21 protein-coding genes, 1 tRNA gene and 4 pseudogenes are annotated in these 25,753 nt (G+C 63.7%); 15 read left to right on the top strand and 11 right to left on the bottom strand.

Annotated elements, in window-relative coordinates; translation table 11 throughout:
- Positions 1-47: 47 nt before the first annotated feature.
- Positions 48-269 carry a DNA-binding protein gene (locus ACMGT0_RS21145; RefSeq protein ID WP_054060034.1) on the bottom strand — a complete coding sequence of 74 codons (222 nt, stop codon included), beginning with the start codon at positions 267-269 and terminating at the stop codon, positions 48-50.
- A gap of 80 nt (positions 270-349) precedes the next feature.
- Here ACMGT0_RS21145 and ACMGT0_RS21140 point away from each other — a divergent pair, with 80 nt between their 5' ends.
- The 5 genes from ACMGT0_RS21140 to ACMGT0_RS21120 all read left to right on the top strand — a co-directional run bounded on the left by ACMGT0_RS21140 (position 350) and on the right by ACMGT0_RS21120 (position 4,058).
- A complete protein-coding gene (locus ACMGT0_RS21140) occupies positions 350-715 on the top strand; it encodes a helix-turn-helix domain-containing protein (protein WP_054060033.1) in 366 nt (121 codons plus the stop codon).
- Positions 716-858: 143 nt separating this feature from the next.
- The gene (uvrY, locus tag ACMGT0_RS21135) at positions 859-1,497 is read left to right on the top strand and encodes a UvrY/SirA/GacA family response regulator transcription factor (protein WP_010446530.1); all 639 of its coding nucleotides are present in this window, start codon (positions 859-861) and stop codon (positions 1,495-1,497) included.
- 2 nt (positions 1,498-1,499) lie between these two features.
- Entirely contained in the window at positions 1,500-3,323 is a 1,824-nt protein-coding gene (uvrC, locus tag ACMGT0_RS21130; protein ID WP_054060032.1) for an excinuclease ABC subunit UvrC, read from the top strand.
- 32 nt (positions 3,324-3,355) lie between these two features.
- Positions 3,356-3,916 carry a CDP-diacylglycerol--glycerol-3-phosphate 3-phosphatidyltransferase gene (gene pgsA, locus ACMGT0_RS21125; protein ID WP_054060031.1) on the top strand — a complete coding sequence of 187 codons (561 nt, stop codon included), beginning with the start codon at positions 3,356-3,358 and terminating at the stop codon, positions 3,914-3,916.
- A 66-nt stretch (positions 3,917-3,982) separates the two neighbouring features.
- Positions 3,983-4,058: transfer RNA gene (locus tag ACMGT0_RS21120), tRNA-Gly, on the top strand.
- A gap of 269 nt (positions 4,059-4,327) precedes the next feature.
- Here ACMGT0_RS21120 and ACMGT0_RS21115 read toward each other — a convergent pair.
- The 5 genes and pseudogenes from ACMGT0_RS21115 to ACMGT0_RS21095 all read right to left on the bottom strand — a co-directional run.
- Positions 4,328-4,564 (bottom strand): annotated as a pseudogene (locus ACMGT0_RS21115) (integrase core domain-containing protein); the annotation flags it as partial.
- A 272-nt stretch (positions 4,565-4,836) separates the two neighbouring features.
- A complete protein-coding gene (locus ACMGT0_RS21110; RefSeq protein ID WP_054064474.1) occupies positions 4,837-6,324 on the bottom strand; it encodes an aldehyde dehydrogenase in 1,488 nt (495 codons plus the stop codon).
- 4 nt (positions 6,325-6,328) lie between these two features.
- Positions 6,329-7,228 carry a dihydrodipicolinate synthase family protein gene (locus ACMGT0_RS21105; protein ID WP_054060028.1) on the bottom strand — a complete coding sequence of 300 codons (900 nt, stop codon included), beginning with the start codon at positions 7,226-7,228 and terminating at the stop codon, positions 6,329-6,331.
- A gap of 106 nt (positions 7,229-7,334) precedes the next feature.
- The gene (locus ACMGT0_RS21100) at positions 7,335-8,663 is read right to left on the bottom strand and encodes an MFS transporter (protein ID WP_054064475.1); all 1,329 of its coding nucleotides are present in this window, start codon (positions 8,661-8,663) and stop codon (positions 7,335-7,337) included.
- Positions 8,664-8,787: 124 nt separating this feature from the next.
- On the bottom strand, positions 8,788-10,107 hold the full coding sequence (locus ACMGT0_RS21095; RefSeq protein ID WP_054060026.1) for an NAD(P)/FAD-dependent oxidoreductase: 1,320 nt from the start codon (positions 10,105-10,107) through the stop codon (positions 8,788-8,790).
- A 466-nt stretch (positions 10,108-10,573) separates the two neighbouring features.
- On the opposite strand from ACMGT0_RS21095, the gene ACMGT0_RS21090 reads away from it, so the two are divergent.
- The 9 genes and pseudogenes from ACMGT0_RS21090 to ACMGT0_RS21050 form a co-directional block, all read left to right on the top strand.
- Complete coding sequence (locus tag ACMGT0_RS21090; RefSeq protein WP_054060025.1) at positions 10,574-11,266, top strand: GntR family transcriptional regulator; 693 nt, start codon at positions 10,574-10,576, stop codon at positions 11,264-11,266.
- Between the two features lie 364 nt (positions 11,267-11,630).
- Positions 11,631-12,482 carry a glycine betaine ABC transporter substrate-binding protein gene (locus ACMGT0_RS21085; protein WP_054060024.1) on the top strand — a complete coding sequence of 284 codons (852 nt, stop codon included), beginning with the start codon at positions 11,631-11,633 and terminating at the stop codon, positions 12,480-12,482.
- 75 nt (positions 12,483-12,557) lie between these two features.
- Positions 12,558-13,670 (top strand): quaternary amine ABC transporter ATP-binding protein, encoded by a 1,113-nt coding sequence (locus tag ACMGT0_RS21080; protein ID WP_054064476.1) that lies wholly within the window; start codon positions 12,558-12,560, stop codon positions 13,668-13,670.
- A gap of 2 nt (positions 13,671-13,672) precedes the next feature.
- Positions 13,673-14,521, top strand: a complete 849-nt coding sequence (locus ACMGT0_RS21075) for an ABC transporter permease (protein WP_054064477.1) — start codon at positions 13,673-13,675, stop codon at positions 14,519-14,521.
- Positions 14,518-15,372 carry an ABC transporter permease gene (locus ACMGT0_RS21070; protein WP_416769663.1) on the top strand — a complete coding sequence of 285 codons (855 nt, stop codon included), beginning with the start codon at positions 14,518-14,520 and terminating at the stop codon, positions 15,370-15,372. Before ACMGT0_RS21075 ends, ACMGT0_RS21070 begins: the two co-directional genes overlap by 4 nt.
- A 5-nt stretch (positions 15,373-15,377) precedes the next feature.
- Positions 15,378-16,376 (top strand): 4-hydroxyproline epimerase, encoded by a 999-nt coding sequence (locus tag ACMGT0_RS21065; protein ID WP_416769661.1) that lies wholly within the window; start codon positions 15,378-15,380, stop codon positions 16,374-16,376.
- A gap of 12 nt (positions 16,377-16,388) precedes the next feature.
- Positions 16,389-17,399 carry a GlxA family transcriptional regulator gene (locus ACMGT0_RS21060; RefSeq protein ID WP_054060021.1) on the top strand — a complete coding sequence of 337 codons (1,011 nt, stop codon included), beginning with the start codon at positions 16,389-16,391 and terminating at the stop codon, positions 17,397-17,399.
- A 53-nt stretch (positions 17,400-17,452) separates the two neighbouring features.
- Positions 17,453-18,535, top strand: a pseudogene (locus tag ACMGT0_RS21055) (cache domain-containing protein); the annotation flags it as partial.
- 318 nt (positions 18,536-18,853) lie between these two features.
- Positions 18,854-19,396 (top strand): annotated as a pseudogene (locus tag ACMGT0_RS21050) (methyl-accepting chemotaxis protein); the annotation flags it as partial.
- A gap of 56 nt (positions 19,397-19,452) precedes the next feature.
- Here ACMGT0_RS21050 and ACMGT0_RS21045 read toward each other — a convergent pair.
- Positions 19,453-19,615, bottom strand: a pseudogene (locus ACMGT0_RS21045) (hypothetical protein); the annotation flags it as partial.
- Between the two features lie 166 nt (positions 19,616-19,781).
- Here ACMGT0_RS21045 and ACMGT0_RS21040 point away from each other — a divergent pair.
- Positions 19,782-20,567: a class II aldolase/adducin family protein gene (locus tag ACMGT0_RS21040; protein WP_054060020.1), complete on the top strand. Its 786-nt coding sequence runs from the start codon at positions 19,782-19,784 to the stop codon at positions 20,565-20,567.
- Between the two features lie 147 nt (positions 20,568-20,714).
- Here the strand turns inward: ACMGT0_RS21040 and lpdA are convergent, their stop codons facing one another.
- From lpdA to ACMGT0_RS21020, 4 genes are read right to left on the bottom strand one after another with little or no spacing between them, the layout of a single operon-like run.
- On the bottom strand, positions 20,715-22,103 hold the full coding sequence (lpdA, locus tag ACMGT0_RS21035) for a dihydrolipoyl dehydrogenase (RefSeq protein WP_416769658.1): 1,389 nt from the start codon (positions 22,101-22,103) through the stop codon (positions 20,715-20,717).
- 2 nt (positions 22,104-22,105) lie between these two features.
- Entirely contained in the window at positions 22,106-23,383 is a 1,278-nt protein-coding gene (locus ACMGT0_RS21030; protein WP_054064481.1) for a dihydrolipoamide acetyltransferase family protein, read from the bottom strand.
- Entirely contained in the window at positions 23,384-24,439 is a 1,056-nt protein-coding gene (locus tag ACMGT0_RS21025) for an alpha-ketoacid dehydrogenase subunit beta (protein WP_054057758.1), read from the bottom strand.
- A gap of 3 nt (positions 24,440-24,442) precedes the next feature.
- Positions 24,443-25,678 (bottom strand): 3-methyl-2-oxobutanoate dehydrogenase (2-methylpropanoyl-transferring) subunit alpha, encoded by a 1,236-nt coding sequence (locus ACMGT0_RS21020; RefSeq protein ID WP_416769656.1) that lies wholly within the window; start codon positions 25,676-25,678, stop codon positions 24,443-24,445.
- Positions 25,679-25,753: the final 75 nt, after the last annotated feature.

The raw sequence follows: 25,753 nt of genomic DNA, 5'->3' as shown, positions 1-25,753 counted from the left end.
TTACTCCTCGATATTTCGAGGCGCATACTGGACTCAAACGCGGGGGCCTATTCCTCGCTCCGATCGTTGTCGTCGAGGATGATTCCGTCCTTCATGCCCAGCAGGACCGCCACCTTATGGGCTTCCCCGCGGCGTCCCTTTTTGCGCCCGGCGAGCACTTGATAGGTGGTTGCCGGATCGACGCCATGCTCGCGTGCAAACTCCTGAACCGATTTTCCTTGATGTTCCAGCCAAGCCTTGGCTTGTGCAGCGGTGCGAATACCGGGCATAGTTCAAAACCGTTCAATTTTGTTTAATTTTGTTGAATTCACCCCCTTTAAGGGTGCATGACTTGGGATATTACATCCAAATGAGTGGAATTGGTTCCCGGTTACGACAAGAGAGGGAGCGACTTGGATTGTCGCAGAAGGCTTTTGGCGAAATCGGTGGCGTTGAAGCCAACGCCCAGGGCAAATACGAGAGCGGCGATCGCGCGCCGAAGGCCGACTACCTGTCGCGGGTGGCCGAGCGTGGGGTCGATGTGCTGTATGTCCTGACCGGCAACCGGACGCCGACGCTGATCGACAATCTCAGCTCCAGCGAAGAGAAGGTGCTGGGCAGCTACCGCAGCCTGCGCAAGGCTGACCAGGAGGCGATCAGCCAACTGACCACGACGCTGGCCGAAGCGGTCGGCTCCTACGGTGCCAAGGGTCGCAGGGACCCGCAAGACCGCTGAGAAGCGGTCCTCCCCCCCCATCGACGTCACAGGCGCCCAGAGCGCAATGACACTCTTATGTGACGCTTGCCGCTAGGTCTGGCCGCCGGTTTTTTGCTAAGGTGGTCAATAATCTGATAAGACCATATTCGCGAGGTGTCTGCTTGATTAGGGTGCTAGTTGTCGATGACCATGATCTTGTGCGTACAGGCATTACCCGGATGCTTGCCGACATCGATGGCCTGCAGGTTGTGGGACAGGCGGAGTCGGGAGAGCAGGCCCTGCTGAAAACGCGGGAGCTCAAGCCGGATGTCGTGCTGATGGACGTCAAGATGCCGGGTATCGGCGGCCTTGAAGCAACGCGCAAATTGCTGCGTAGCCACCCTGATATCAAGGTCGTGGCGGTCACCGTGTGCGAGGAGGATCCGTTCCCGACGCGGTTGATGCAGGCCGGGGCCTCGGGCTACCTGACCAAGGGCGCGGGGCTGGCGGAAATGGTCCAGGCGATTCGCCTGGTGTTCGCCGGGCAGCGTTACATCAGCCCGCAGATCGCCCAGCAGATGGCGCTCAAGTCGTTCCAGCCGGCCAGCGAATCGCCGTTCGATGCCTTGTCCGAACGGGAAATTCAGATCGCCCTGATGATCGTCGGCTGCCAGAAGGTGCAGATCATTTCCGACAAGCTGTGTCTGTCACCGAAAACCGTCAATACCTACCGTTACCGGATCTTCGAGAAGCTGTCGGTCAGCAGTGATGTCGAGTTGACGCTTCTGGCCGTGCGCCATGGCATGGTCGATGCCGGCTGACAATGACTGAACCGTTCGATTCCAGCGCTTTTCTTTCTACCTGCAGTGGCCGTCCCGGTGTGTATCGCATGTTCGACAGCGATGCACGCCTGCTGTACGTGGGCAAGGCCAAGAACCTGAAGAATCGCCTCGCCAGCTATTTCCGCAAGACCGGCCTCGCGCCGAAGACCGCCGCCCTGGTGGCGCGTATCGCCCAGGTCGAGACCACCATCACCGCCAACGAAACCGAGGCGTTGCTGCTGGAGCAGACGCTGATCAAGGAGTGGCGCCCGCCCTACAACATCCTGTTGCGCGACGATAAGTCCTACCCCTATGTCTTCCTCTCGGACGGGGACTATCCGCGCCTGAGCATTCACCGTGGGGCGAAGAAGCTCAAGGGCAAGTATTTCGGGCCGTATCCGAGCGCCGGGGCGATTCGCGAGAGTCTGGCGCTGTTGCAGAAAACCTTCCATGTGCGCCAGTGCGAGGACAGTTACTACAAGAACCGCACCCGGCCATGCCTGCAGTACCAGATCAAGCGCTGCAAGGCGCCCTGTGTCGGCTTGGTCGAGCCCCGGGAATACGCCGAGGATGTCCGCCATTCGGTGATGTTCCTCGAAGGGCGCAGCAATGCCCTGAGCGATGAGCTCAATGCCGGCATGGAACAGGCGGCCAGCACCCTCGACTTCGAGAAGGCGGCTGAGCTGCGCGATCAGATCGCGCTGCTGCGCCGTGTGCAGGACCAGCAGAGCATGGAAGGCGGCAATGGCGACGTCGATGTCATCGCCGCCTTCGTCAACCCGGGTGGTGCCTGCGTGCACCTGATCAGCGTGCGGGGCGGGCGGGTCCTGGGCAGCAAGAACTTCTTTCCGCAGGTGGGCATCGATGAGGACGTTTCCGAAGTCATGGCGGCCTTCCTCGGCCAGTACTTCATCAGCAGCCCCGAGCGCGACCTGCCCAGTGAACTGATCGTCAACGTGGTCCACGATGACTTCCCGACTCTGGTCGCTGCCATCGAGGAACTGCGCGGCCGCGAGTTGAGCATCAGTCACCGGGTACGGGGTACCCGGGCGCGCTGGCAACAACTGGCGGTGACCAACGCCGAACAGGCCCTGACCGCCCGCTTGGCCAACCGCCAGCATGTGGCGGCACGCTTCGACGCGCTGGCCGAGGTGCTGGATCTGGACGAGCCACCGCAGCGCCTGGAGTGCTACGACATCAGCCATTCCAGCGGCGAATCGACGGTGGCGTCCTGCGTGGTGTTCGGCCCGGAGGGGCCGATCAAATCCGACTACCGCCGCTATAATATCGAGGGTGTCACGGCCGGCGACGACTACGCGGCCATGCACCAGGCGCTGACCCGCCGTTTCAGCCGGCTGAAGGAGGGGGAGGGCAAGTTGCCGGATATCCTCCTGGTGGACGGTGGCAAGGGGCAATTGTCCATGGCTCGCGACGTACTCAACGAACTGGCGGTGCCGGACCTGATCCTGCTCGGCGTCGCCAAGGGCGCGACGCGCAAGGCCGGTTTCGAGACCCTGTACCTCAACGATGCGGCCCACGAATTCACCCTCAAGGGCGATTCGCCGGCGCTGCACCTGATCCAGCAGATCCGCGACGAGGCCCACCGTTTCGCTATCACCGGCCACCGTGCGCGCCGCGGCAAGACCCGGCGGACCTCGACCCTGGAAGGGGTGGCCGGCGTCGGGCCGAAACGCCGGCGTGAGTTGCTCAAGCATTTCGGTGGATTGCAGGAACTGTCCCGGGCCAGCATCGATGAGATCGCCAAGGCGCCGGGGATCAGCAAAAAGCTCGCAGAGTTGATTTATGCCAGTCTGCACAGCGAGTAGAATGCCCTTTCACTTCGTAGCCAGTTGTGCCGATGAATATCCCTAATCTGATCACCGTTCTGCGCGTTGTACTTATCCCGATCTTCATTCTGTTGTTTTACCTGCCGTACCAGTGGAGTTACCTGGCGGCCAGTTCGGTTTTCGCCTTTGCCGCGGCAACGGACTGGCTCGATGGCTACCTGGCACGACGCCTGGAACAGAGCACGCCATTCGGTGCCTTCCTGGACCCGGTGGCCGACAAACTGATGGTGGCGGTGGCCCTGGTCCTGCTGGTGCAGGAGCACGCCAACTTCTGGCTGACCTTTCCGGCGGTGGTGATCATTGGACGTGAGATCGTGGTGTCGGCCCTGCGCGAGTGGATGGCCGAGATCGGTGCGCGTGCACAGGTCGCGGTTTCGAAGATGGGCAAATGGAAAACCGCCGCGCAGATGCTGGCGCTGGTGATCCTGCTGGCCAACCCCTCGGCCCTCAGCTTCTGGGTCGTGGTCGGCTATGCGCTGTTGATGGTCGCTGCGGGCCTGACCCTGTGGTCGATGGTTCAGTATCTGCGGGCCGCCTGGCCGCACCTGCGGATCAATGGTGAAAATAAATAAAACTTTTTTGAATCAAGGGGTTGACGTGGTGCGTAGATTCTATAGAATGCGCATCACCAAGACGACGCGGGAATAGCTCAGTTGGTAGAGCACGACCTTGCCAAGGTCGGGGTCGCGAGTTCGAGTCTCGTTTCCCGCTCCAGTTACTGGATTTACAGAGTTCCATGGACAGCCACAGAAGTCTGTAAGTCATTGAAAAAAAGGAGCTTCGGCTCCTTTTTTCGTTCCAGTGCCTTCCACTGGAATCCATCGCTAGCCACGCCCAACAAGTACAGAAATAAGTACATCGAATTCGGGCGTCGGCCAAGGCGAATTGTCGCTAGAGCCTACGAGTCCTTCAAGCCGATATCTCCTCCCTTGTATTGGAGGATAGTTCCATGGCTTTGACCGATAAGGCGGTGCGTGTAGTGGTCAACTAATCCCGGACACCTCGATAGGTAATTTCGGCACCATCGTCTGCTCGTAAGCAGTCGGTGGCAAATATCCCAGTTTCGAGTGCAGCCATTCGTTGTTGTAAAACCCAACGATGTATTCGGTGATGTCGCGTATGGCCTCGCCATGGTTGGCGTAATCACGCCGCCACACCCGTTCCATTTTCAAGCTCAGGAAGAAGCGCTCCATCACCGAGTTGTCCCAGCAGTTACCGTAGTGGTTCAATTTCCCCAGACACCCGATAGGTGGAACATGCATCTTTCAGGGGGCCGGGGAAGTTTAACCACTGCAGATGGCTGGAGCCGGAACGGGTGGTGTCTTGTACGCTAGGCAGGGGCATTCGCCAGGGATGTTCCAGATCGTCGCACACATGTACGGTCGCATCGCATATTGAGTAAGTTGCTGGGCGATGAGGTGGGGAAGGGGGCTGAGAGGTCAGAATCCCCACACACCGCTGTTGCGGCGTGTGGGGGTAAGTGTGGCGTGTATCAGTTGGCGTCGATCCAGATGGTCTTCAGCTCGGTGTACTGGTCGTGGGCCCACTGCGACTTGTCGCGACCACCGAAACCGGACTGCTTGTAGCCACCGAACGGCGTCGAGGCATCGCCTTCGCCGAAGCTGTTGACGGTGACGATACCGGCACGGATCTCCCGCGACAGGCGCAGCGCGTTGCGCAGGCTGCCGGTGTAGGCCGAGGCGGCCAGGCCGTAGATGGTGTCGTTGGCCAGCTCGATCGCCTGGTCGAGGGTTTTGAACGAGGTCACGCTCAAGACCGGGCCGAACACCTCTTCACGGAACAGGGCGTTGTCGGACGGCACGTTGTCGACCACGGTCGGCTCGACGAAGCCGTCGGCGGCCTTGCCACCGAAGATGATCGACATCTTGTCGCCGGCGGCCTGCTCGATGTAGCTGCGCACTTTCTCGAAGTGCGATTTGCTGACCAGCGAACCCAGGCGATTGGCCGGGTCCAGCGGGTCGCCCAGGCTCCAGTCGCGCAGTTGCACGCCAATGCGCTCGAGCAGGGCGTCCTTGATGTCTTCGTGGACGATCAGGCGCGAGGAGGCCGAGCAGTTCTCGCCCATGTTCCAGAAGGCGCCGTTGACCACGTGACGGGCCACGCGGTCCAGGTCCTCGACATCGTCCATGACCACCGCCGGGTTCTTGCCACCCAGCTCCAGCACGATGCGCTTGAGGTTGGACTCGGCTGCGTACTGCAGGAACAGGCGACCGGTGTCGGTCGAGCCGGTGAAGCTGACCATGGTCACGTCGTCATGACGGCCCAGGGGCTCGCCGACTTCCTTGCCACCGCCAGGCACGACGTTGAACACGCCGGCCGGGATACCGGCCTGGTGCGCCAGTTCGGCCACGCGCAGGGCGGTGAGGGTGGTTTCCTTGGCCGGCTTGACCACGATCGAGCAACCGGCGGCCAGGGACGGGCCGATTTTCCAGGCCAGCATCAGCAGCGGGAAGTTCCACGGCAGCACCAGGCCGACCACGCCGATCGGCTCACGCACGACCAGGGTCAGGGCACCCGAACCGGTCGGTGCGGTGGCGTCGTAGATCTTGTCGATCAACTCGGCGTGCCAGCGCAGGGTGTGGATGGTCTCCGGCACGTCGGTGGCCTGGCATTCGCCGACCGGCTTGCCGCTGTCCAGGCTTTCCAGCACGGCCAGCTCGTGGGCGTTGTCTTCCAGCAGTTGGGCGAAGCGCAGCAGCACGTGCTTGCGCTCACCCGGCGAGAGCAGGTGCCAGCGACCGTCGTCGAAGGCTTCCTTGGCCGCAGCCACGGCCAGGTCGACGTCGCGGCTGTCGCAGGCGGTGATCTTCGCCAGCAACTGGCCGGTGGCCGGGTTGAAGGTGTCGAACGTCCGGCCGCCCAGGGCGTCGCGCAATTCCCCGCCGATGTAGGCCTGGGTCGGGAACTTCAGGTTGGCGGCAATCGCCGCGTATTCGTCTTTGCTCAGTACGTCGGTCATTTGCTCAGGCTCCCTTGATTGCGGCGATTTTGGCCTTGAGGGTTTTGATGATTTCCTGCAGGGCTGCTTGCTCCTGTTCGTCCAGGCCGCTCAGCGGTGCGCGCACGCCACCGGTGACCAGGCCGTTGAGAGCCACGCCGTGCTTGATCGACTGGACGAACTTGCCACCTTCGAGGAAGTCCATCAGCGGCATCATCGCGGCCATGATCTGGCGACCCTTGGCGAAGTTGCCTTCCAGCACACAGGCTTCGTACAGGGCGATGTGTTCGGCCGGGATGAAGTTGGAACCGGCACAGACCCAGCTGCGCGCGCCCCAGGCGAAGAATTCCAGGGCCTGATCGTCCCAGCCGCAGGACAGGGCGATCTGTGGGTAGCGCTCGCCGAAGTGGTGGATGCGGGCGATGTCACCGGAGCTTTCCTTGATCGCGACGATGTTACGGCTGCTGCTCACGGCTTCGAAGAACTCGGGGCCCATGTCGACGCTCATGCGGCCCGGGTAGTTGTAGAGCATGATCGGCAGGCCGGCGGCGCGGTCGACCGCCAGCACGTGGTTGGCGATTTCCTGCTGGGTCGGCAGCGCGTAGGGTGGCGAACCGACCAGGATGGCGTCGGCCTTGGCCGCCTTGGCGGCTTCGGCGTAGGCGACCGACTCCTCGGTGCGGATGGCGCCGGTACCGATCACCAGCGGGGTGCGGCCATTGATCACTTCGGCGGCCAGGCGGGTCAGGTCCAGGCGTTCCTGGATGCTGTGGGCGTAGTACTCGCCGGTTGAGCCGCCGATGATGATGCCGTGCACCTTCTGCTCGATCAGGTATTCCAGGACCTGGGCGAAGGCGCCGCTGTCGATGGAGCCGTCAGCGGCCAGGGGGGTGATCGCGGGGGTAAAGATACCGTCGAAGTTCATCATTGTTCTCCAGAGAATCAAGGGTGGGGGGGACGCCGCCAGCGAACGTGGTGCTGGCGGCGTCGGTACTACTCAGTTCATCAATGCAGTCAGTTCATCAAAGCGGTCAGTTCAGCGAAGCGGCCTGCTGCAGGTTCAGCGAGCGGGTTTCCGGGGCCAGGGCCCAGGAGAAGGCCAGGCCGACGAAAGTGACAATGGCGGCGGCGTACATGGTCTGTTCGATACCGATGCTGTCCAGGGCCGCCGGTACCAGCCAGGTGCCCACCGCGGCGCCGATGCGTGACAGCGAGGTGCCGACGCCCACGGCCTGGGCGCGGATCTCGGTCGGGAAGATTTCGTTCGGGTACACCAGTTGCAGCACCTGGGCACCGCCGATGAACAGCGCGTAGGCGCCGAACAGGGTGAGGATCACCAGGCCCGAAGCGTTGTGCGAGGCGCCCAGGGCGAGCAGGGCCAGGCCGGACCAGAAGAAGCTGTGGATCAGCATCCGCCGACGACCCAGGCTATTGATCAGGCGGGTGGCGACGATGCAGCCGACCACGAACAGCAGGGTGATCGCCACCGAGCCGACCGAGGCCAGGGTGCCGTCCAGGTTGAGGGCGCGCAGCACTTGCGGGGCGAAGGCATACACGGCGAACACCGGGATGACCGAGCAGGTCCAGAACATGGTCACGAACAGCATGCGCTTGCCGTAGCCTGAGTGCAGCAGGCTGAGGATCGAGACTTTGCGCTCGGCCGGCTCCTCCGGCAGGTTGTCCAGCGAGTACGACGGACCGAACACCTGCTGGATGATCGCCTCGGCTTCCTGGGCGCGACCTTTCTTGAGCAGCCAGCGTGGCGACTCGGGCGTGCCCAGGCGTACCAGGAACAGCAGCGCGCCAATCACCGCGGCACTGGCCAGAACCAGGCGCCAGGCATCGGGGCCGGCGAAGTGGAGCAGAAGCTCGCCCACCAGGTAGGCGAAGGCGGCACCGGCGAACCAGAGGATGGTCAGCGTCGCCAGGCGTGGGCCGCGATACTTGCGCGGCAGGAATTCCACCAGCAGGGCGGTGGCGACCGGGTATTCGATGCCGATGGCGGCCCCCAGCAGCAGGCGGGCGATGAAAATCTCCTCGCCGGACTGGGCCCAGAGCTGGGCCAGCGAGCAGAGGATGAACAGGGTCGGGCCGACGAAGAAGATCCGCTGGCGGCCGAAGCGGTCGGTCAGCCAGCCGCCGACGAAACCGCCGAAGAAGATGCCGATCAGCGCCGAGGCGGCGATCAGGCCTTGCCAGAAGGCGTTCAGGCTCAGGGCGGCGGCCATGTGCACGATGGCCACGCCGACGATGCTCAGTACATAACCGTCGACGAAGGAGCCGCCGCCGGAGCGGACGGTCAGGCGCTGGTGAAAGCGGTTGAGGGGGGCGTCTTCGATCGAGTGATGGTTGTTTTTCATATTGTCTCCACGTGTTGATCGTTCGCAGCTTCCGGCCTGATGCGGACGGGGCCGGGCCGCACCGCGACATCCGGGGAACGTCGCGGCAAATCGTTCAGGGGCCCGGCTGGAGCGGGCCCGGCTTTCAGCTCTCCGCGCCGGCGCGGTACTGACCCCAGCGCAGGTTCATGTTCACGCCCATCGACAGAAACGGTTGTGGCGGGTTGGCGCAAGGGCCCGGGGCCTTGAGCAGGAACCGGGTGAGTTCGTCTTCCTGGCCACTGAGCCAGTCGCCCAGCAGCTTGCCGGTGGCGGTGCCGCGGGTGACGCCCAGGCCGTTGCAACCCAGGGCGCCATAGACGTTGGGTGCCAGTTGGCCGAAGAAGCCGTTGTGGTTGCGGGTCATCGCCAGGGCGCCGCCCCAGGTGTATTCGAAATCCACGTTCGGCAGCATCGGGAAGCGCCGGGTGTAGGAGGCGCGGTGACGCTCGATGAAGCGCTCCAGGTAGCGCTCCCGGGCGCGGCCGTCGGGGTTGAAGCTGAAGCTGTTGCGGATCAGCAGGCGCTGGTCCGGGGTGCGGCGCACGGTGGTGCCGAACGGGTCGGCGGGGATGATGCCCCAGTACGGATCGCCGCCCAGGCGCGCCTGTTCTTCGTCGGTGAGCGGGCGGGTGATGCTGGCGTAGGTGAAGATCGGCAGCATGCGGCCCTTGAGGAAACCGAAGTGCATGCCGAACGCGTTGTTGGCCAGGACCAGGCGGTCGGCCTCGATGCTGCCGTTGGCATGCTTGAGGACGATGCGCGGGCTGTACTCGACCTCGAGGATCGGCGTGTGTTCATACAGGCTGACGTTGCCGGGCAGGGTGTCGGCCAGGCCCTTGACCAGGGCCGACGGCTGGATCAGCGCGGTGCCGGGGGTGAACAGCGCCTGGCGGTAGAAGCCGGTGCCGACCCGCTGGCGCAGGGCCTCGGCGCCGACCATCTCGCACGGTTCGCCGAGTTTCTCCAGGCCACGCCGGTAGGCGTCGAGCACGGCCATGCCGCGATCCTCGACGGCGGCCTGGTACTTGCCGCAGAAGGTCATCTGGCAGTCGATGCCGTAGGTGTCGACCAGTTGCTTGAGGTAGCGCTGGCCGGACAGGTTCAGCTTGAGCACGGTCCTGGCGGTGTCGATGTCGCCGATGTAGTCCTCGGCGCCGATATCGTGGGGCAGGTCGATGGCGAAACCGGCGTTACGCCCGGAGGGGCCGAAGCCGACCTCCTGGGCTTCCACCAGGATTACTTCATCATTCGGATGGCCCAGCGCCAACTGGCGGGCGGCGGCCAGGCCGGTGAACCCGGCACCGACCACCACCCAGCGCGCCTTGGAGTGGCCAGTATGCGCGGGACGGGCCTGGCGCTTCTGGCTGAGGTGATACCAACCGCAGGTCTTGTCGTCGGCTGGAAGGGAACTGATCTGTACCATGGGCACCGCTCTTTTGTTATTTGACATCACCCGTGGGCGACACGGATCGCCACGGAAAACTTGATGTATACATGTTGTATCCACAAATATGCGGCAGGTTGTCGCGGCTGTCGAGTGCCGTTGGGCATGCTCGTGAGCAAAGCGCTGCAAATGTCGTTGGCAGACGATGGGATGTCGCAGGCAAACTGGTCGACCTGGACGGCGTGCCGGGAAACCGGCTGAAGAGGGCAAGCACGTCTCGGAAATCGGTGTTTGTCGATTTCCGACAGATTCATACTTAAAACCGACTATTTTTCGTAGGGCGAATGTTGGCTAAGTGATTGATTTAAAATGGAAAACTCTGAATCCATCTTGTGTTCGTTGTGTATACACAGTGAATTCAATGGATTGACCGCGCCCGAGTTGCGTGGGAGTCTGTTCTCAACCACGGTGCCATCACTGGCATCCAGAACACCGGAGGTCCCTGGTGAAAAGTGGCAAAACTGGGCTTTACGAAGACCTGAAGCGGCAGATCCTGACGATGGAGCTCGATCCTGATCAGGTTCTGGATGAGGTCACCTTGAGTGAGCGCTACGGTCTTTCTCGCACCCCGGTTCGAGAAGTGTTTCGGCGCCTGGAAGGTGAGGGCTACCTGGATATCCGCGAGAACCGTGGAACCCGGGTGATCCCGATGAACCATTCGACGCTGCGTAATTTTTTTCTGGTAGCACCGATGATCTACGCTGCCATTGGGCGCCTGGCGGTGCAGAACTTCACACCGGCGCAGTTGGAGGAGCTCAAACAGACCCAGCAGCGTTTTCGGCAGGCCTCGGTGGAAAGAAATCCCCTGGCTCTGGCGCTGGAGAACAACCGCTTTCACGAAATCATGGGTGAAATGGCCGGCAACCCGTACCTGAAGCCGAGCCTGTCACGGTTGTTGATCGATCACGCACGGATCGGCCACACGTTCTACCGGCCGCGTGATCAGGACATGGAGCAACGCCTGGATCTATCGGTGGAACACCACGACGAGTTCATCGATGCGATCGCCAGGCACGATGAAAACCGGGTGGTGGACCTGGTGTTCGAACACTGGGAGCTGTCGCGAGCGAACATGCAGATGTTCATTGCCCCGCAGGCACTGAAGGCCGACTCGCTGGTGGAGGGCCCCTTGAGTTAAACGTTGGCGTGTGGTGTGTCGAGGTTCGAAGGTATGACGGCACCGGTCGCTGTGGCGTGGTACCTACCGACCCTCGAGGGCGACACCTGCCATTCCCCGGCTGCTGGTACAGGGCCGGTCTGTCCGCGAGGGCACAGGCTCACCGAATACGGTCAGGGTCTTTTCAATATTCCTGAATAACAGCGTCATCGCTGACGTTGTACAGAACTTCCGGCAGAAGTTTTTGCCGGGAATGGGTTGCTACGCGCCGTAAAAGAGGATTCAGACACTCGCATCGACAATAAAAAACAAACATCAACACTCCAACAACAATAGCAAGTGCTTGTTCTGCCGTTTCAAAAAATAACCAATTCGGGGAACCACCATGAAGATGTTTAAGAAAGCGTTCTGTGCCTTGGCTCTGGCGGCGGCAGTTGTTCTGCCGACCCACGCCGAAGAAAAAACCATCACCATGGGCACCTTGTCCTGGGAAGATTTGACGCCCATCACCGGTATTACCAAGAAAGTGCTGGAAGATCAGGGCTATACCGTCAAGGTCACCCAATTCTCCGAGTGGGGTATCGCCTACGCGGCATTGGGCAAGGGCGATGTGCAGATCCTCGCCTCGCAGATCGACTATGCCGCCAATGACTACTGGAACAAGAACAAGAACCGGCTCGAGAAGATCTCGCCGGTTTCCTACGGCCTCTACCAGGCCATCGCCGTCCCCAACTACGTGACCATCAATTCCCTGGAAGAGCTCAACGCCAATGCCGACAAGTTCGGTGGCAAAATCATTGGTATCGAACCCGGTTCGGGCCTGATGAGCGACGCGGCCAACGCCGTCAAGGCCTATGGCCTCAAGCTCAACCTGCTCGAAGGCAGTACCGCGGCGATGACCGCCGCCCTCAAGGCCGCCGTGGACCGCAAGGAATGGATCGCCGTGGCGATCTGGGATCCGTCCTGGATGACCCAGAAGTTCGACGTCAAGTTCCTCGCCGACCCGAAAGGCATCTTCCCGCCACCGCAAGGCTACTACTGGATCGGCCAGAAGGGCTTCAGCGCCGCCAATTCCCGTGCGCGCGAAGTGATCGCCAGTGTCTATGTGCCGCTGGCCGACATCAAGGCGATCAATGGTGCCGTCAAGGATGGCAAGAGCATGGACGCGGCAATCAAGGACTGGACCGACAGTCACGCCGAACTGCTCAAACGCTGGGAAAACATCAAGAAAGACTGATTGTTTTGAAACTTGCCAGCTGCCGAACTTGAATGCATTACAGGCCTGAACTTAAAAAGGCCGGACGGGATTGATATGAGTACGCAAACAGTAGACGCCCAAGAAGTACTGGTGAGTTGCCAGTCTGTCTGGAAAGTATTTGGCGAGCGCTCCGAAGAGGCGATGCGCGCGGTCATTGAAAAGGGGCTCTCGAAGAAACAGATACTGCATGACTACAGTTGTGTCGTGGGGGTATCGGACGTCAATCTGGAAGTGCGCCGTGGTGAGATCTTCTGCATCATGGGCCTGTCCGGCAGCGGCAAGTCAACCTTGATCCGGCTGTTGAACAAACTCATCACGCCCAGTGCCGGCAAGGTGCTGGTCAAGGGGCGTGAACTCAATTCGCTCAACCCCCAGCAACTGCGTGACATGCGTGCCAAGCACATTGGCATGGTGTTCCAGAGTGTGGCCCTGCTGCCACACCGCACGGTGCTGGAAAACACCGCCTTCGGCCTGGAGGTACAGGGTGTACCCAAGGCCGAACGGCTGAAAGTGGCCGAACGGGCCTTGGCCAAGGTCAGTCTCAGCGACTGGGCCAACCGCTACCCCAACGAACTCTCCGGCGGCATGCAGCAGCGTGTCGGCCTGGCCCGCGCCATCACCGCGGACCCTGAAGTGATCCTGATGGACGAACCGTTCAGCGCGCTCGACCCGCTGATCCGTCGCCAATTGCAGGATGAATTCCGCCAGTTGACCAAGGAACTGGGCAAGTCGGCGGTGTTCATCACCCACGACCTGGAAGAGGCGATCCGCATCGGCGATCGCATCGCCATCATGAAGGACGGCATGATCATTCAGGTCGGTACGGCCGAGGACATCGTGCTCAACCCGGCCGACGACTATGTGGCTGAATTCGTCGCCGGCATCTCGCGCCTGCACCTGGTCAAGGCGCATTCGATCATGGCTCCGGTGGCCGTGTTCCAGCAGGTCCATCCGGGCGTCGACGTGTCGCGCCTGGCCCAGGTGGCCTCGGATGCCGACCTGGACCACATCATCGGCCTGGCGACCCAGTCCGAGCGTGATGCGCTGGCGGTGGTCCAGGCCGGCGTGGTGGTCGGGGTGATCACCATTCGCGACCTGCTGCGCGGCGTGCAAGGCATCGCCAACGAGCACGCCGAAGTGGCCGGCGAACTGCGGGAGAGGGCGTGATCATGGCCTTCGAAAGCTTCCCCGAACAATTCGACAGCACGGTCGATGCGATGCTCGAATGGCTTCAGGATAACGCCTCCTCGCTGTTCGACGGCATCAACGCCGGGCTGCAGGGCCTGTACCAGGGCCTGTACTGGCTGCTGCAACTGCCACCGTTCTACGTGACGGCGCTGTTGCTGGCGTTGCTCGGCTGGCGCCTGGCCGGCCTGCGTTTCGCCCTCGGCACGCTGGCGGCCATGCTGTTCTGCGCGCTCATCGGTATGTGGGGGGAAACCATGAGCACCCTGGCACTGGTGGTGGCCGCCACCGTGCTGGCGCTGCTGGTCGCCATTCCGCTCGGCGTGGTGGCGGGCCTGCTGCCGGCCCTGGACCGGATCGTGGAGCCGGCACTGGACCTGATCCAGACCCTGCCGCCCTACATCTACCTGCTGCCGGCCATCGCCTTGCTCGGCTATGGCCCGGGTACCGCGCTGATCGCCACCTTCATCGTCGCCTTCGCCCCGGCGTTTCGCCTCACCGCGCTGGGGATCCGCATGACGCCCACCGCGTTCGTCGAACTGGGTCACGCCAGCGGTGTGACCGGCTGGCAGATGTTCAGCAAGATCCGCCTGCCGTTCGCCCTGCCGAGCATCATGGCCGGTGTCAACCAGAGCCTGATGATGGCCTTCGGCATGGTGGTGATTGCCGGCATCGTCGGTTCCGGCGGGCTGGGACAAGTGATCTACAACGCCATCCGTACCCTCGACATCGCCACTTCGATCGACGCCGCCATCGCCATCGTGATCCTGACCATGGTGATCGACCGCATGGCCCAGAGTGCCACCCCCAAAGCCCGGGAGAATCGCGAATGAACCTCGCCGACCTGCAGTTTTCTCCAGGGCGCTACATCGCGCCGGTGGTCGATTGGCTCAATACCAACCTGCACGGATTCTTCGCGGCCGTGAGCAGCCTGATCTCGCGGGTGCTCGGTTTCGTGGAGTCGACTTTCCTGGCCCTGCCACCGCTGGCGGTGATCGCGATCGTGTTCATCGGCACGCTGCTGGCGGCGCGCCTGCGCGTGGCGATGCTGGCGGTGGTCATGCTCGGCTTCTGCCTGCTCGCCGGATTGTGGACCGCCTCGATGCAGACCATCGCGCTGGTGTCGGTGTCGGTGCTGATCTCGGTGAGCATCGCCTTCCCGCTGGGTATCCTGGCTTCGCGCATCAAGCGGGTCGACGCCATGCTCAGCCCGCTGCTGAACGTGATGCAGACCGTGCCGCCGTGGGTCTACCTGATCCCGGCGGTGATGATCTTCAGCCTTGGCCGCGTGCCGGCGATCATCGCCACGGTGATCTACGGCATTCCACCGATGCTGCGCCTGACCACCCTGGCGTTCAACCAGATCCCCAAGCACATGCTGGAGCTGGGCAACGCCATGGGCGCTTCGCCGCGCACCATCCTCTTCAAGATCGAAATCCCGCTGGCCATGCCGACCCTCCTGGTCGGCCTGAACCAGTGCATCCTGCTGTCGCTGGCGATGGTGGTCCTGGCCGGGCTGGTCGGTGCCGGTGGCCTGGGCGCCGAGGTGACCCGTGGGCTGACGCGCATGGAAATGGGCCTGGGCCTGCGGGCGGGGCTGGCGATCGTCGCCGTCGCCTTGCTGCTCGACCGCGTCTCGCGCGGCGTACTGGAACGCAATCGGCAGCCACGCCACGGGAAATGATCACCATGAAGAACAGCTTTTTCTGCATCGACGCACACACCTGCGGCAACCCGGTACGACTGGTGGCGGGTGGCGCACCGATGCTGCCGCACCTGCCCATCGCCGAGCGCCGCGAGTTGTTCGTCGAGCGCCATGACTGGGTCCGCCAGGCGCTGATGTTCGAGCCGCGCGGTCATGATGTGATGTCCGGCGCGATCCTCTACCCGCCGTATCGCGACGACTGCGACGTGGCCGTGCTGTTCATCGAGGTCAGTGGTTGTCTGCCGATGTGCGGCGCCGGGACGATCGGCCTGGTCACCAGTGCCCTGCAGGAAGGGCTGGTGACGCCACGGGTGCCCGGCAAGCTGGCGCTGGAAACGCCGGCTGGTCGGGTCGATGTCGAGTACCGCATGCAGGAAGGCCGGGTCAGCAGTGTGAAGATGCTCAACGTCACCAGCTACCTGCATGCCACCGATGTGACGGTGGAGATTGAGGGAGTAGGGCGGCTAAGCGTGGACATCGCCTACGGCGGCAACTACTACGCGGTGGTCGAACCCCAGTCGAACTGGCCGGGGCTGGAGGGCGCCAAGGCCTCCACGCTGATTGCCCTGAGCCAGAAGCTGCGCAGCGCATTGGCCTCGGTGATCGACCCGGTCCATCCGCTCGATGAGCGCATCCGTGGCGTGCATCACGTGATCTGGTGCGACCAGCCGGACAACCCGCAGGTCGATGGGCGCTGCGCGGTGTTCTATGGCGAGCAGGCCATCGACCGCTCCCCGGGCGGCACCGGCACCAGCGCGCGCATGGCACAACTTCACGGCCGTGGCCGGCTCGCGGTGGGCCAGGATTTCCGCCACCAGAGCCTGATCGGCACCACCTTCACCGGACGGGTCGAGGCACAGACCACGCTCGGTGCCCATACCGCTATCCAGCCCAGCGTAACGGGTTGGGCCAGGGTCACCGGATACAACACGATCCTCGTCGACGACGAGGATCCGTTGGCCCATGGCTTTCAGATCACTTGATATGAGCAATACATGGTAGACAGAAGAGTTTTCAGCGGTGGCCTGCAGGTCAAGAACTATCGCTACGTACAAAAAAATGAAGTATCGCCGCCAGCGCAGGCGGCGGTCGGGTTCATCCTGCTGGAGCACTTCTCGATGCCGGCCTTCACGCAGGCCCTCGATACCCTGGTTACGGCCAACCTGCTGCAGCCGTCCTGGTTCGCCACCCGGACGATCACAGTCGGTGGGCAGGATGTCATCAGTGACCTGGGCATTGTCATTCGCCCGGACACCGGGCTCGCCGATTGCAGTCCGGACGACTTCGACCTGCTGGTGGTGTGTGGTGGTCTGCGTTCGCCGTTGCACGAGCAGCCTGAGTTGCGCGCCTTCCTGAAAAAGGCCGCCGAAAAGGATATCGCACTGGGCGGTCTGTGGAGCGGTGCCTGGTTCCTGGCGCAGGCCAATCTGCTCGAAGGCTATCGCTGCGCGATTCACCCCGAGCATCGCCTGGCCCTGGCCGAGGCGGCCAGGGAAACCCAGGTCACCAGCGAAAGCTACATGGTCGACCGTGACCGCTATACCGCCGCCAGCCCGACCGGCGCGTTTTACATGGTGCTGGAGTGGATCGGCAAGATGCGCAACGGCGCGCTGGTCGACGGCATCATCGACATCCTCGCCTTCGAGGCGTCGCGCTATCGCCGGGTCAATCCCAAGCTGCACATCAAGATGGCCGAGCCGCTGCGCGAGGTGGTCAAACTCATGGAGTCCAACCTGGAAGAGCCACTGGACCTGATGCAGTTGTCGAGCTACGTCAACCGCTCGCGGCGACAGATCGAGCGGCTGTTCAAGGAACAGCTGGACACCACGCCACGCCGTTACTACCTCGAACTGCGGGTGACCGAGGGCCGCCGGCTGCTGCAGCACTCGGGGCTGACCATCGTGCAGGTCGCCGTGGCCTGCGGCTTCGTCTCGCCCAGCCACTTCAGCAAGTGCTACACCGCCTATTTCGGCTATCCGCCTTCGCGGGAAAAACGCTTCGAGTAAACCGCCGTCGACTGCCCGGGCCCTGGCCCTCCCTACGTTCTGGATCGAGCACAATGAAAATAAGAGACAAATTGACGTGTGTGTTTGCGGGGATCGCCGGTGTCCCGCTGCTGCTGGTCGCAGCGGTGGTGGTGGTCAATCTGCGTGATGAGGCCAGGGACAACTTCGTCGACAGCAGCACCCGCGAGATTCTGCAGATCGACAACGGCATGCAGCAGTTCTTCGACGGCATCGCCCAGAACGTCCAGTACCTGTCCCAGGACCCTCGCCTGGCGTCGCTCTCCGGGCTCAAGCGGTACATGGCTGCCGACGCTGCGACCGTCGCGCCGCCGGCGATCGCCAAGACGACGCTGGATATCTTCGACAGCTTTGCCAAGGCGCACCCGAACACCGCCTATGTGTCGCTGGCCACCGACGACGGGGGCTACGTCGCCTGGCCGGACGTGCCGGACCTGGCCGGTTATGACCCGCGCACGCGGCCCTGGTACCGCCTGGCGATGGCGGCACCGGGCAGCATCGTGCGCACGTCGGCGTACTACTGGGCGGCCAGCGATTCGGTGCTGATCTGCACCATGCGCACCCTCAATGACGCGCAGGGCAACCCGCGTGGCGTGGTCGGCCTGGATGTGTCGCTCAAGCAACTGACGGAACTGCTGCGCAAGATCAGGCTGGGGCGCAGCGGCTACCTGATGCTCACCGAAGCCGATGGCAACGTCTTGGTCGATGCCGCCGATCCGGCGCATTCGTTCAAGCGCCTGGCTGACCTGGGCGGTGACTACGAGCCCTTGGCGGCACTGCGCGAAGGCTCGACAGAGGTCACGCTCAAGGGCGTGACCTACATGGCCAATGTCTACACCTCCAAGGCCCTGGGCTGGCACCTGATCGGGCTGATCGAGAAGCAGGAGGTCATGGCCAAGGCCGATCGCCTGAGCTGGATCATCCTCTGGGCCGCGCTGGTCATGGCGGTGCTGTTCGCCCTGGTCGGCGCGCGGTTTGCCGGGATCATCGTGCGGCCGATCCGTGGCGTTGCCAGCGGCTTGCAGGACATCGCCCAGGGCGAGGGCGACCTGACCCGCAACCTGGCCGTGCGCGGCAATGACGAAACGGCGGTGCTGGCCGGCTGGTTCAACGAGTTTCTGGGTGCCATCGCGCAACTGGTGCGCAACATCGGCCAGACCTCGGGCAGGCTGCAGCGCACCAGTGGTGGCACCCGCCAGGTCGCCCACGCGGTGAACGATGCCGCGTTGCGCCAGCGCGAGGCGCTCGAACTGGTCAGCACCGCATTCAACGAAATGGTGGCCACCGCCAACGAGGTGGCGCGTTCGTGCACCGAGGCGGCGGCGTCGGCCGATGCCGGCCAGCGTGACGTGCAGAGCGGGCAACGGCAGATCGACGAGGCGACCGACAATGTCGGGCAGTTGTCGAGCAACCTTGAGCAGGCCACCGAGGCCATGCAGGCACTGGAATCGGACAGCCGCAACATCAACGGCATCCTCGACACCATCCGCTCGATTGCCGAGCAGACCAACCTGCTGGCGCTCAATGCGGCCATCGAGGCGGCGCGTGCCGGCGATCAGGGACGAGGGTTCGCCGTGGTGGCCGACGAGGTGCGGGCGCTGGCACGGCGCACCGCCGACAGCACCGGCGAGATCGACGGCCTGCTGGGCAACCTGGTGCGCGGCACCGAGAACGTCACCCGGCAGATGCAGGCCAGCGTCGACATGTCGCGCCAGAGTGTCGACCGTATCCAGCAGGCCCGGGAAAGCTTCAACAAGATACGTGATCAGGTGGATAACATCCGAGATCAGAACAGCCAGATCGCCACCGCCGCCGAAGAGCAGCACCAGGTGGCCGAGGATATCAACCGACACATCACGCAGATTCATACCGATGCGCGCGAGGTCGAGGACCTGGCCCGCGCCGCCCGCAACGATGCCGAGCAACTGGCGGATATTTCCAGCGAACTCAATACGCTGGTGGGGAGGTTCAAGTACTGAGGTCGAACCAACCGTTGCCGGTCATGTTCAGGTTCATCCGGTACGACAGCCTGGTATCAGAGGTTCCAGGCAACCTTCAGCCCCTCATGGATCGCTTCCTCGACAGTCGCCGATGCGCTGGAAGTCCACTAGCCCCTGCAGTTCCTCGCCCAGGCTGTCGACCGGCTGATGCCCCTGGCACAGCACCAGGGTATCGACCTCCTCGAACAGCATCGGCTCGCTGCATCTCAAGGGCGCCTTGTCCATGAACGTCGCTTTCTGGGTCGATCACGGCGAAGAGCTTGAAGAGCGTTTCAATGCCTGGGCAAGCAAGTAAAGTAGCCAGGGGCGGGCACTACCGTGGTGCCCGGCCCGTTCCAATTCCCAGCCTGTAGGAGTGATCCGCTTGAATGACCTTCTGCACACCGCTGCCGCGCCGGCGGCCATCGAGCGTCAACTGCGTGAGCAACTGGCGGCCTGTTACCGGTTGATTGCGCATTTTCGCATGACCGACCTGATCTTCACCCACATCTCTCTGCGCCTGCCCGGGCCGGAGCACCACTTCCTGATCAACCCTTATGGGCTGCTGTTCGACGAGATCACCGCCTCGAGCCTGGTGAAGATCGGCCTCGACGGGCGGGCGGTGGAGGACTCGCCGTACGCGGTGAACCCGGCCGGTTTCGTGATCCACAGTGCAATCCATGGCGCCCGCGAGGATGCGCAATGCGTGCTGCACACCCATACCAAGGCCGGTTGCGCGGTGGCGGCGCTCAAGTGCGGGCTGTTGCCGGTGAACCAGATTTCCATGGAGTTCTATGGCCGCACCGCGTACCACGATTATGAGGGGGTGGCGCTGGACCTGGATGAGCAGGCGCGGCTGGTGCAGGACCTGGGCGACAAGTCGGTGATGATCCTGCGCAACCATGGACTGCTGAGCGTGGGCAGGACGGTGGGCGAGGCGTTTCTGCGCATGTATTACCTGGAGAAGGCGTGCGAGATCCAGGTGACGGCGCAGGCCTGCGGCGAGCTGGTGTTGCCGTCCCATGAGGTGTGCGCGCATACCGAGCGGCAGTTCAACGACCCGGGGCGGCCGGTGGAGGAGGGGCAGTTGACCGACCCGAATGCCATGGAACTGGCCTGGTCGGCGATGTTGCGATTGCTGGAGCGGGTGGCGCCGGATTATCGCGATTGAGCTGATGGTTTTGTGGTGATTGGGCGGACGTCTTCGCGGGCAAGCCACGCTCCTACAGAGTTGTGTCGTTCACTCACCTTGTGTACGACACGATCCTGTAGGAGCGGGCTTGCCCGCGAAGGGGCCCTCGAGTCCTGCCACTATCTGTCAGATATGCAGGGCGTGCCCCAGCGCCTTCAGCGCCGCTTCCTGCACCGCTTCGCCCAGGGTCGGATGGGCATGGATGGTCCCGGCAATATCCTCCAGCCGCGCACCCATCTCCAGCGACTGCCCAAAGGCCGCCGCCAGTTCCGAAACGCCCACGCCCACCGCCTGCCAACCGACGATCAGGTGATTGTCGCGCCGCGCCACCACCCGCACGAAGCCATTCCTGGACTCCAGGGTCATGGCCCGGCCGTTGGCGGCGAACGGGAAGCTGGCGACGAGGCAATCCAGCCCGGCCGCCTTGGCGTCGTCCGGCGTCTTGCCGACCACCACCAGTTCCGGATCGGTAAAGCACACCGCCGCAATCGCCGTCGGGTTGAACTCGCGGTGCTGGCCGGCGATCAGCTCGGCGACCATTTCCCCCTGGGCCATGGCGCGGTGAGCCAGCATCGGCTCGCCGGTCAGGTCACCGATCGCCCAGACGTTGCGCATGCTGGTCTGGCAATGGCTGTCGACGCGGATCGCCGAACCGTTCATCGCCAGCGCCAGGGTTTCGAGATTCCAGCCCTGGGTCCGTGGCTTGCGACCCACCGCCACCAGCACCTGGTCGGTCGCCAACGGCAGGGTTTCGCCCTGGGGATCACGCACCTGGAGGCTGTTGCTCGCCGCGTCGAAACCTTCGACGCTGTGCCCCAGCAGCACGTGGATACCCAGCGCCTTGACCGACTCGGCCACCGGCTGGGTCAGTTCGCGGTCATAGGTCGGCAGGATACGGTCGCGGGCTTCGACCACCGTGACCTCGGCACCGAGCTTGCGGTAGGCGATGCCCAGTTCCAGGCCGATGTAGCCCGCCCCGACCACCACCAGGCGTCTGGGCACCGAGGTCGGCGCCAGGGCTTCGGTGGAGGAGATCACCGGGCCACCGAAGGGCAGCATCGGCAATTCCACGGTCTGCGAACCGTTGGCCAGCAGCAGGTGTTCGCACTGCACGCGCAGGCCATCGATGTCGACGTTCTTGCCGTCGATGATCTTGGCCCAGCCGTTGATGACCTGGACGCCGTTCTTCTTCAGCAGCCCGGCGACGCCACTGGTCAGTCGGTCGACGATGCCGTCCTTCCACTCCACGCTCTTGGTGATGTCCAGGGTCGCCTGCGCCACCTGGATGCCCAGCGGCGAGCTGCCGCCGCTGTAGCCCTGGGTGGCGTGGAACTGCTCGGCCACATGGATCAGCGCCTTGGACGGAATGCAGCCGACGTTCAGGCAGGTGCCGCCCAGGGACTGCCCTTCCACCAGGATGGTCGGGATGCCCAGTTGCCCGGCCCGAATGGCCGCGACATAGCCGCCGGGGCCGCCGCCGATGATCAGCAGGGTGGTGCTTTGAGTCTGTTGCATGCTCACTCCACAAACAGGCAGGCGGGTTGTTCGAGCAGGCCGCGAATGGCCTGGATGAATTGCGCCGCGTCCATGCCGTCGACCACGCGGTGATCGAACGAGCTGGAAAGGTTCATCATCTTGCGCACGACGATCTGGCCCTTGATCACCACGGGCCGCTCGACGATGCGGTTGACGCCGACGATCGCCACTTCCGGCAGGTTCAGCACCGGGGTGCTGACGATGCCGCCAAGGGCGCCGAGGCTGGTCAGGGTGATGGTCGAACCGGACATCTCCTCGCGGGTCGCCTTGCCGCTACGGGCGGCCTTGGCCAGGCGGTTGATCTCGTCGGAGGTTCCCCACAGGTCGAGGCTCTCGGCATGGCGCACCACCGGCACCATCAGGCCGCCGTCGGTCTGCGCGGCGACGCCGACATGCACCGCGCCGTGACGGGTGATGACCTGGGCCTCGTCGTCGTAGCGCACGTTCATCTGCGGGAAGTCGCGCAGGGCCACGACCATCGCCCGTACCAGGAACGGCAGCAGGGTCAGCTTGCCGCGGCTGTCGCCGTGTTTGTGGTTCAGGTGCACGCGCAACTCTTCGAGGGCGGTGACATCGACCTCCTCGACGTAGCTGAAGTGCGCGGCGCGGCGCTTGGCGTCCTGCATGCGCTGGGCGATCTTGCGGCGCAGGCCGATCACCGGGATCTGTTCCTCGTCGGTGCGTCGGGCATAGCGGCCATCGCTACCGCGCGCCGGCTGTTCGGCCTGGGCCAGGTAGGCGTCGAGGTCCTCATGCAGGATGCGCCCGGCCGGGCCGCTGCCGTGGACGAAGCGCAATTCGATGCCGGCATCCCAGGCGCGTTTGCGCACCGCTGGCGAGGCCAGTGGGCGTTCGTCGGGCTGGCGGGCCACCACCGGTGCCGTGCGGGTCGGTGCAGGGGCCGCTGCCGGCTTGGCGACGGGGTCGGCGACCGCCACTTCGACCGGTTTCTCCTGTACCGGTGCGGGTGCCGCCTTGGCCGCAGGCGCTTCGCCGCCTTCGCGCACGTTGCCGGCGCCTTCGACCTCGATGCTGATCAGGATGCTGCCCACCGCCATGACTTCACCCGGCTGGCCGCCGAGGGCGATCACCTTGCCGTGCACCGGCGAGGGGATGTCGACCATGGCCTTGTCGGTCATGACATCGGCCAGCACCTGGTCCTCGACCACCAGGTCGCCGACCTGCACGTGCCATTGGGACAGTTCCACTTCCGCGATGCCTTCGCCGATGTCCGGCATCTTGATGACGTGAGTACCCATTCAGACCTCCATGACCCGTTTCAAAGCCGCCCCGACCCGAACCGGGCCAGGGAAGTACGCCCACTCCTGCGCATGGGGGTAGGGCGTGTCCCAACCGGTGACGCGTTCGATCGGCGCCTCCAGGTAGTGGAAGCAGTGCTCCTGCACCAGCGAGATCAGCTCGGCCCCGAAACCGCAGGTGCGGGTGGCTTCGTGGACGACCACGCAGCGACGGGTTTTCTTCACGGAATTGACGATGGTGTCCAGGTCCAGCGGCCAGAGGCTGCGCAGGTCGATGACTTCGGCATCGACGCCGGTTTCCTCGGCGGCGGCCTGGGCCACGTGGACGGTGGTGCCGTAGGTGAGAATGGTCACTTCGCTGCCCGGGCGGGTGATCGCCGCGCTGTCCAGCGGCACGGTGTAGTAGCCATCGGGTACGGCGCTGGCCGGGTGTTTCGACCAGGGGATGACCGGTTTCTCGTGGTGGCCGTCGAACGGGCCGTTATACAGGCGCTTGGGTTCGAGGAAGATCACCGGGTCATCGTTCTCGATGGCGGCGATCAGCAGGCCCTTGGCGTCGTAGGGGTTGGAGGGCATCACGGTGCGCAGGCCGCAGACCTGGGTGAACATCGCCTCCGGGCTCTGGCTGTGGGTCTGGCCGCCGTAGATGCCGCCGCCGCAGGGCATGCGCAGGGTCATCGGCGCGACGAACTCGCCGGCCGAGCGATAGCGCAGGCGCGCCGCTTCCGAGACGATCTGGTCGGAGGCCGGGTAGAAGTAGTCGGCGAACTGGATTTCCGCCACCGGGCGCAGCCCGTAGGCGCCCATGCCCACCGCCACGCCGACGATGCCGCTTTCCGAGATCGGGGCATCGAACACCCGCGAGGTGCCGTACTTGGCCTGCAGGCCCTCGGTGCAGCGGAACACGCCACCGAAGTAGCCGACGTCCTGGCCGAACACCACCACGTTGCTGTCGCGCTCGAGCATCACATCCATGGCCGAGCGCAGGGCCTGGATCATGGTCATGGTGCTGGTGGCCACGGCGTTCTCCGTTTGCAATTTGCTGTGATCGTTCATGGCTTATAACCCCAGTTCCTGGCGCTGCCGACGCAGGTGGTCGGGCATTTCCTTGTAGACGTCCTCGAAGATGGTCGCGGCGCTCGGCATCTGTCCGCCGGCCAGGGTGCCGTACTGTTCGGCTTCCTTCTGCGCGGCGATGACTTCGGCTTCCAGCTCGGCGCTGACGGCGGCGTGTTCCTCTTCGGACCACTGGCCGATGGCGATCAGGTGCTGCTTGAGGCGGGCGATCGGGTCGCCCAGGGGGAAGTGGCCCCAGTCGTCGGCGGGACGGTACTTGGATGGATCGTCGGAGGTGGAGTGCGGGCCGGCCCGGTAGGTGACCCACTCGATCAGGGTCGGGCCGAGGTTGCGCCGGGCGCGTTCGGCGGCCCAGCGGGAGGCGGCATACACCGCGAGGAAATCGTTGCCGTCGACCCGCAGCGAGGCGATGCCGCAGCCGACGCCGCGGCCGGCGAAGGTGGTGGCTTCACCGCCGGCGATGGCCTGGAAGGTGGAGATCGCCCACTGGTTGTTGACCACGTTGAGAATCACCGGGGCGCGGTACACGTGGGCGAAGGTCAGGGCGGTGTGGAAGTCCGACTCGGCGGTGGCGCCGTCGCCGATCCAGCCCGAGGCGATCTTGGTATCGCCCTTGATCGCCGAGGCCATGCCCCAGCCGACCGATTGCACGAACTGGGTGGCGAGGTTGCCGGAAATGGTGAAGAAGCCATGGTCGCGCACCGAGTACATGATCGGCAGTTGCCGGCCCTTGAGCGGATCGCGCTCGTTGGACAGCAGCTGGCAGATCATGTCCACCAGCGGCACTTCGCGGGCCATCAGGATGCTCTGCTGGCGGTAGGTGGGGAAGCACATGTCGTCGATGTTCAGCGCCAGGGCCTGGGCGCTGCCGATGGCTTCCTCGCCGAGGCTCTGCATGTAGAACGACATTTTCTTCTGGCGCTGGGCGACCACCATTCGGCTGTCGAAGATGCGGGTCTTGAGCATGGCGCGCATGCCCTTGCGCAGGATCTCCAGCGGCATGTCCTCGGCCCAGGGGCCAAGGGCCTGGCCCTGGTCGTCGAGCACGCGGATCAGGCCACGGGCCAGGTCGGCGGTGTCGGCGGGTTCGACGTCGATGGGGGGCTTGCGGACCTGGCCGGCATCGGTCAGGCGCAGGTAGCTGAAGTCGGTCTTGCAGCCCGGGCGTCCCGAGGGTTCGGGTACGTGCAGGCGCAGCGGTGGGTACGCTGTGGTCATGGCTTTCTACGCTCTATCTTGTGAATTTCTTGTAGTGGGCGCGCGAGCTGGCAATCATTCCCTGGGTAAGGGAAA

Origin of the sequence: Pseudomonas sp. RHF3.3-3 (assembly GCF_048069595.1) — a bacterium.
Lineage (GTDB): Bacteria > Pseudomonadota > Gammaproteobacteria > Pseudomonadales > Pseudomonadaceae > Aquipseudomonas > Aquipseudomonas fuscovaginae_B.
The sequence above is the reverse complement of the archived record's forward strand: the minus strand, read 5'-3'. Positions and strand labels throughout refer to the sequence as shown.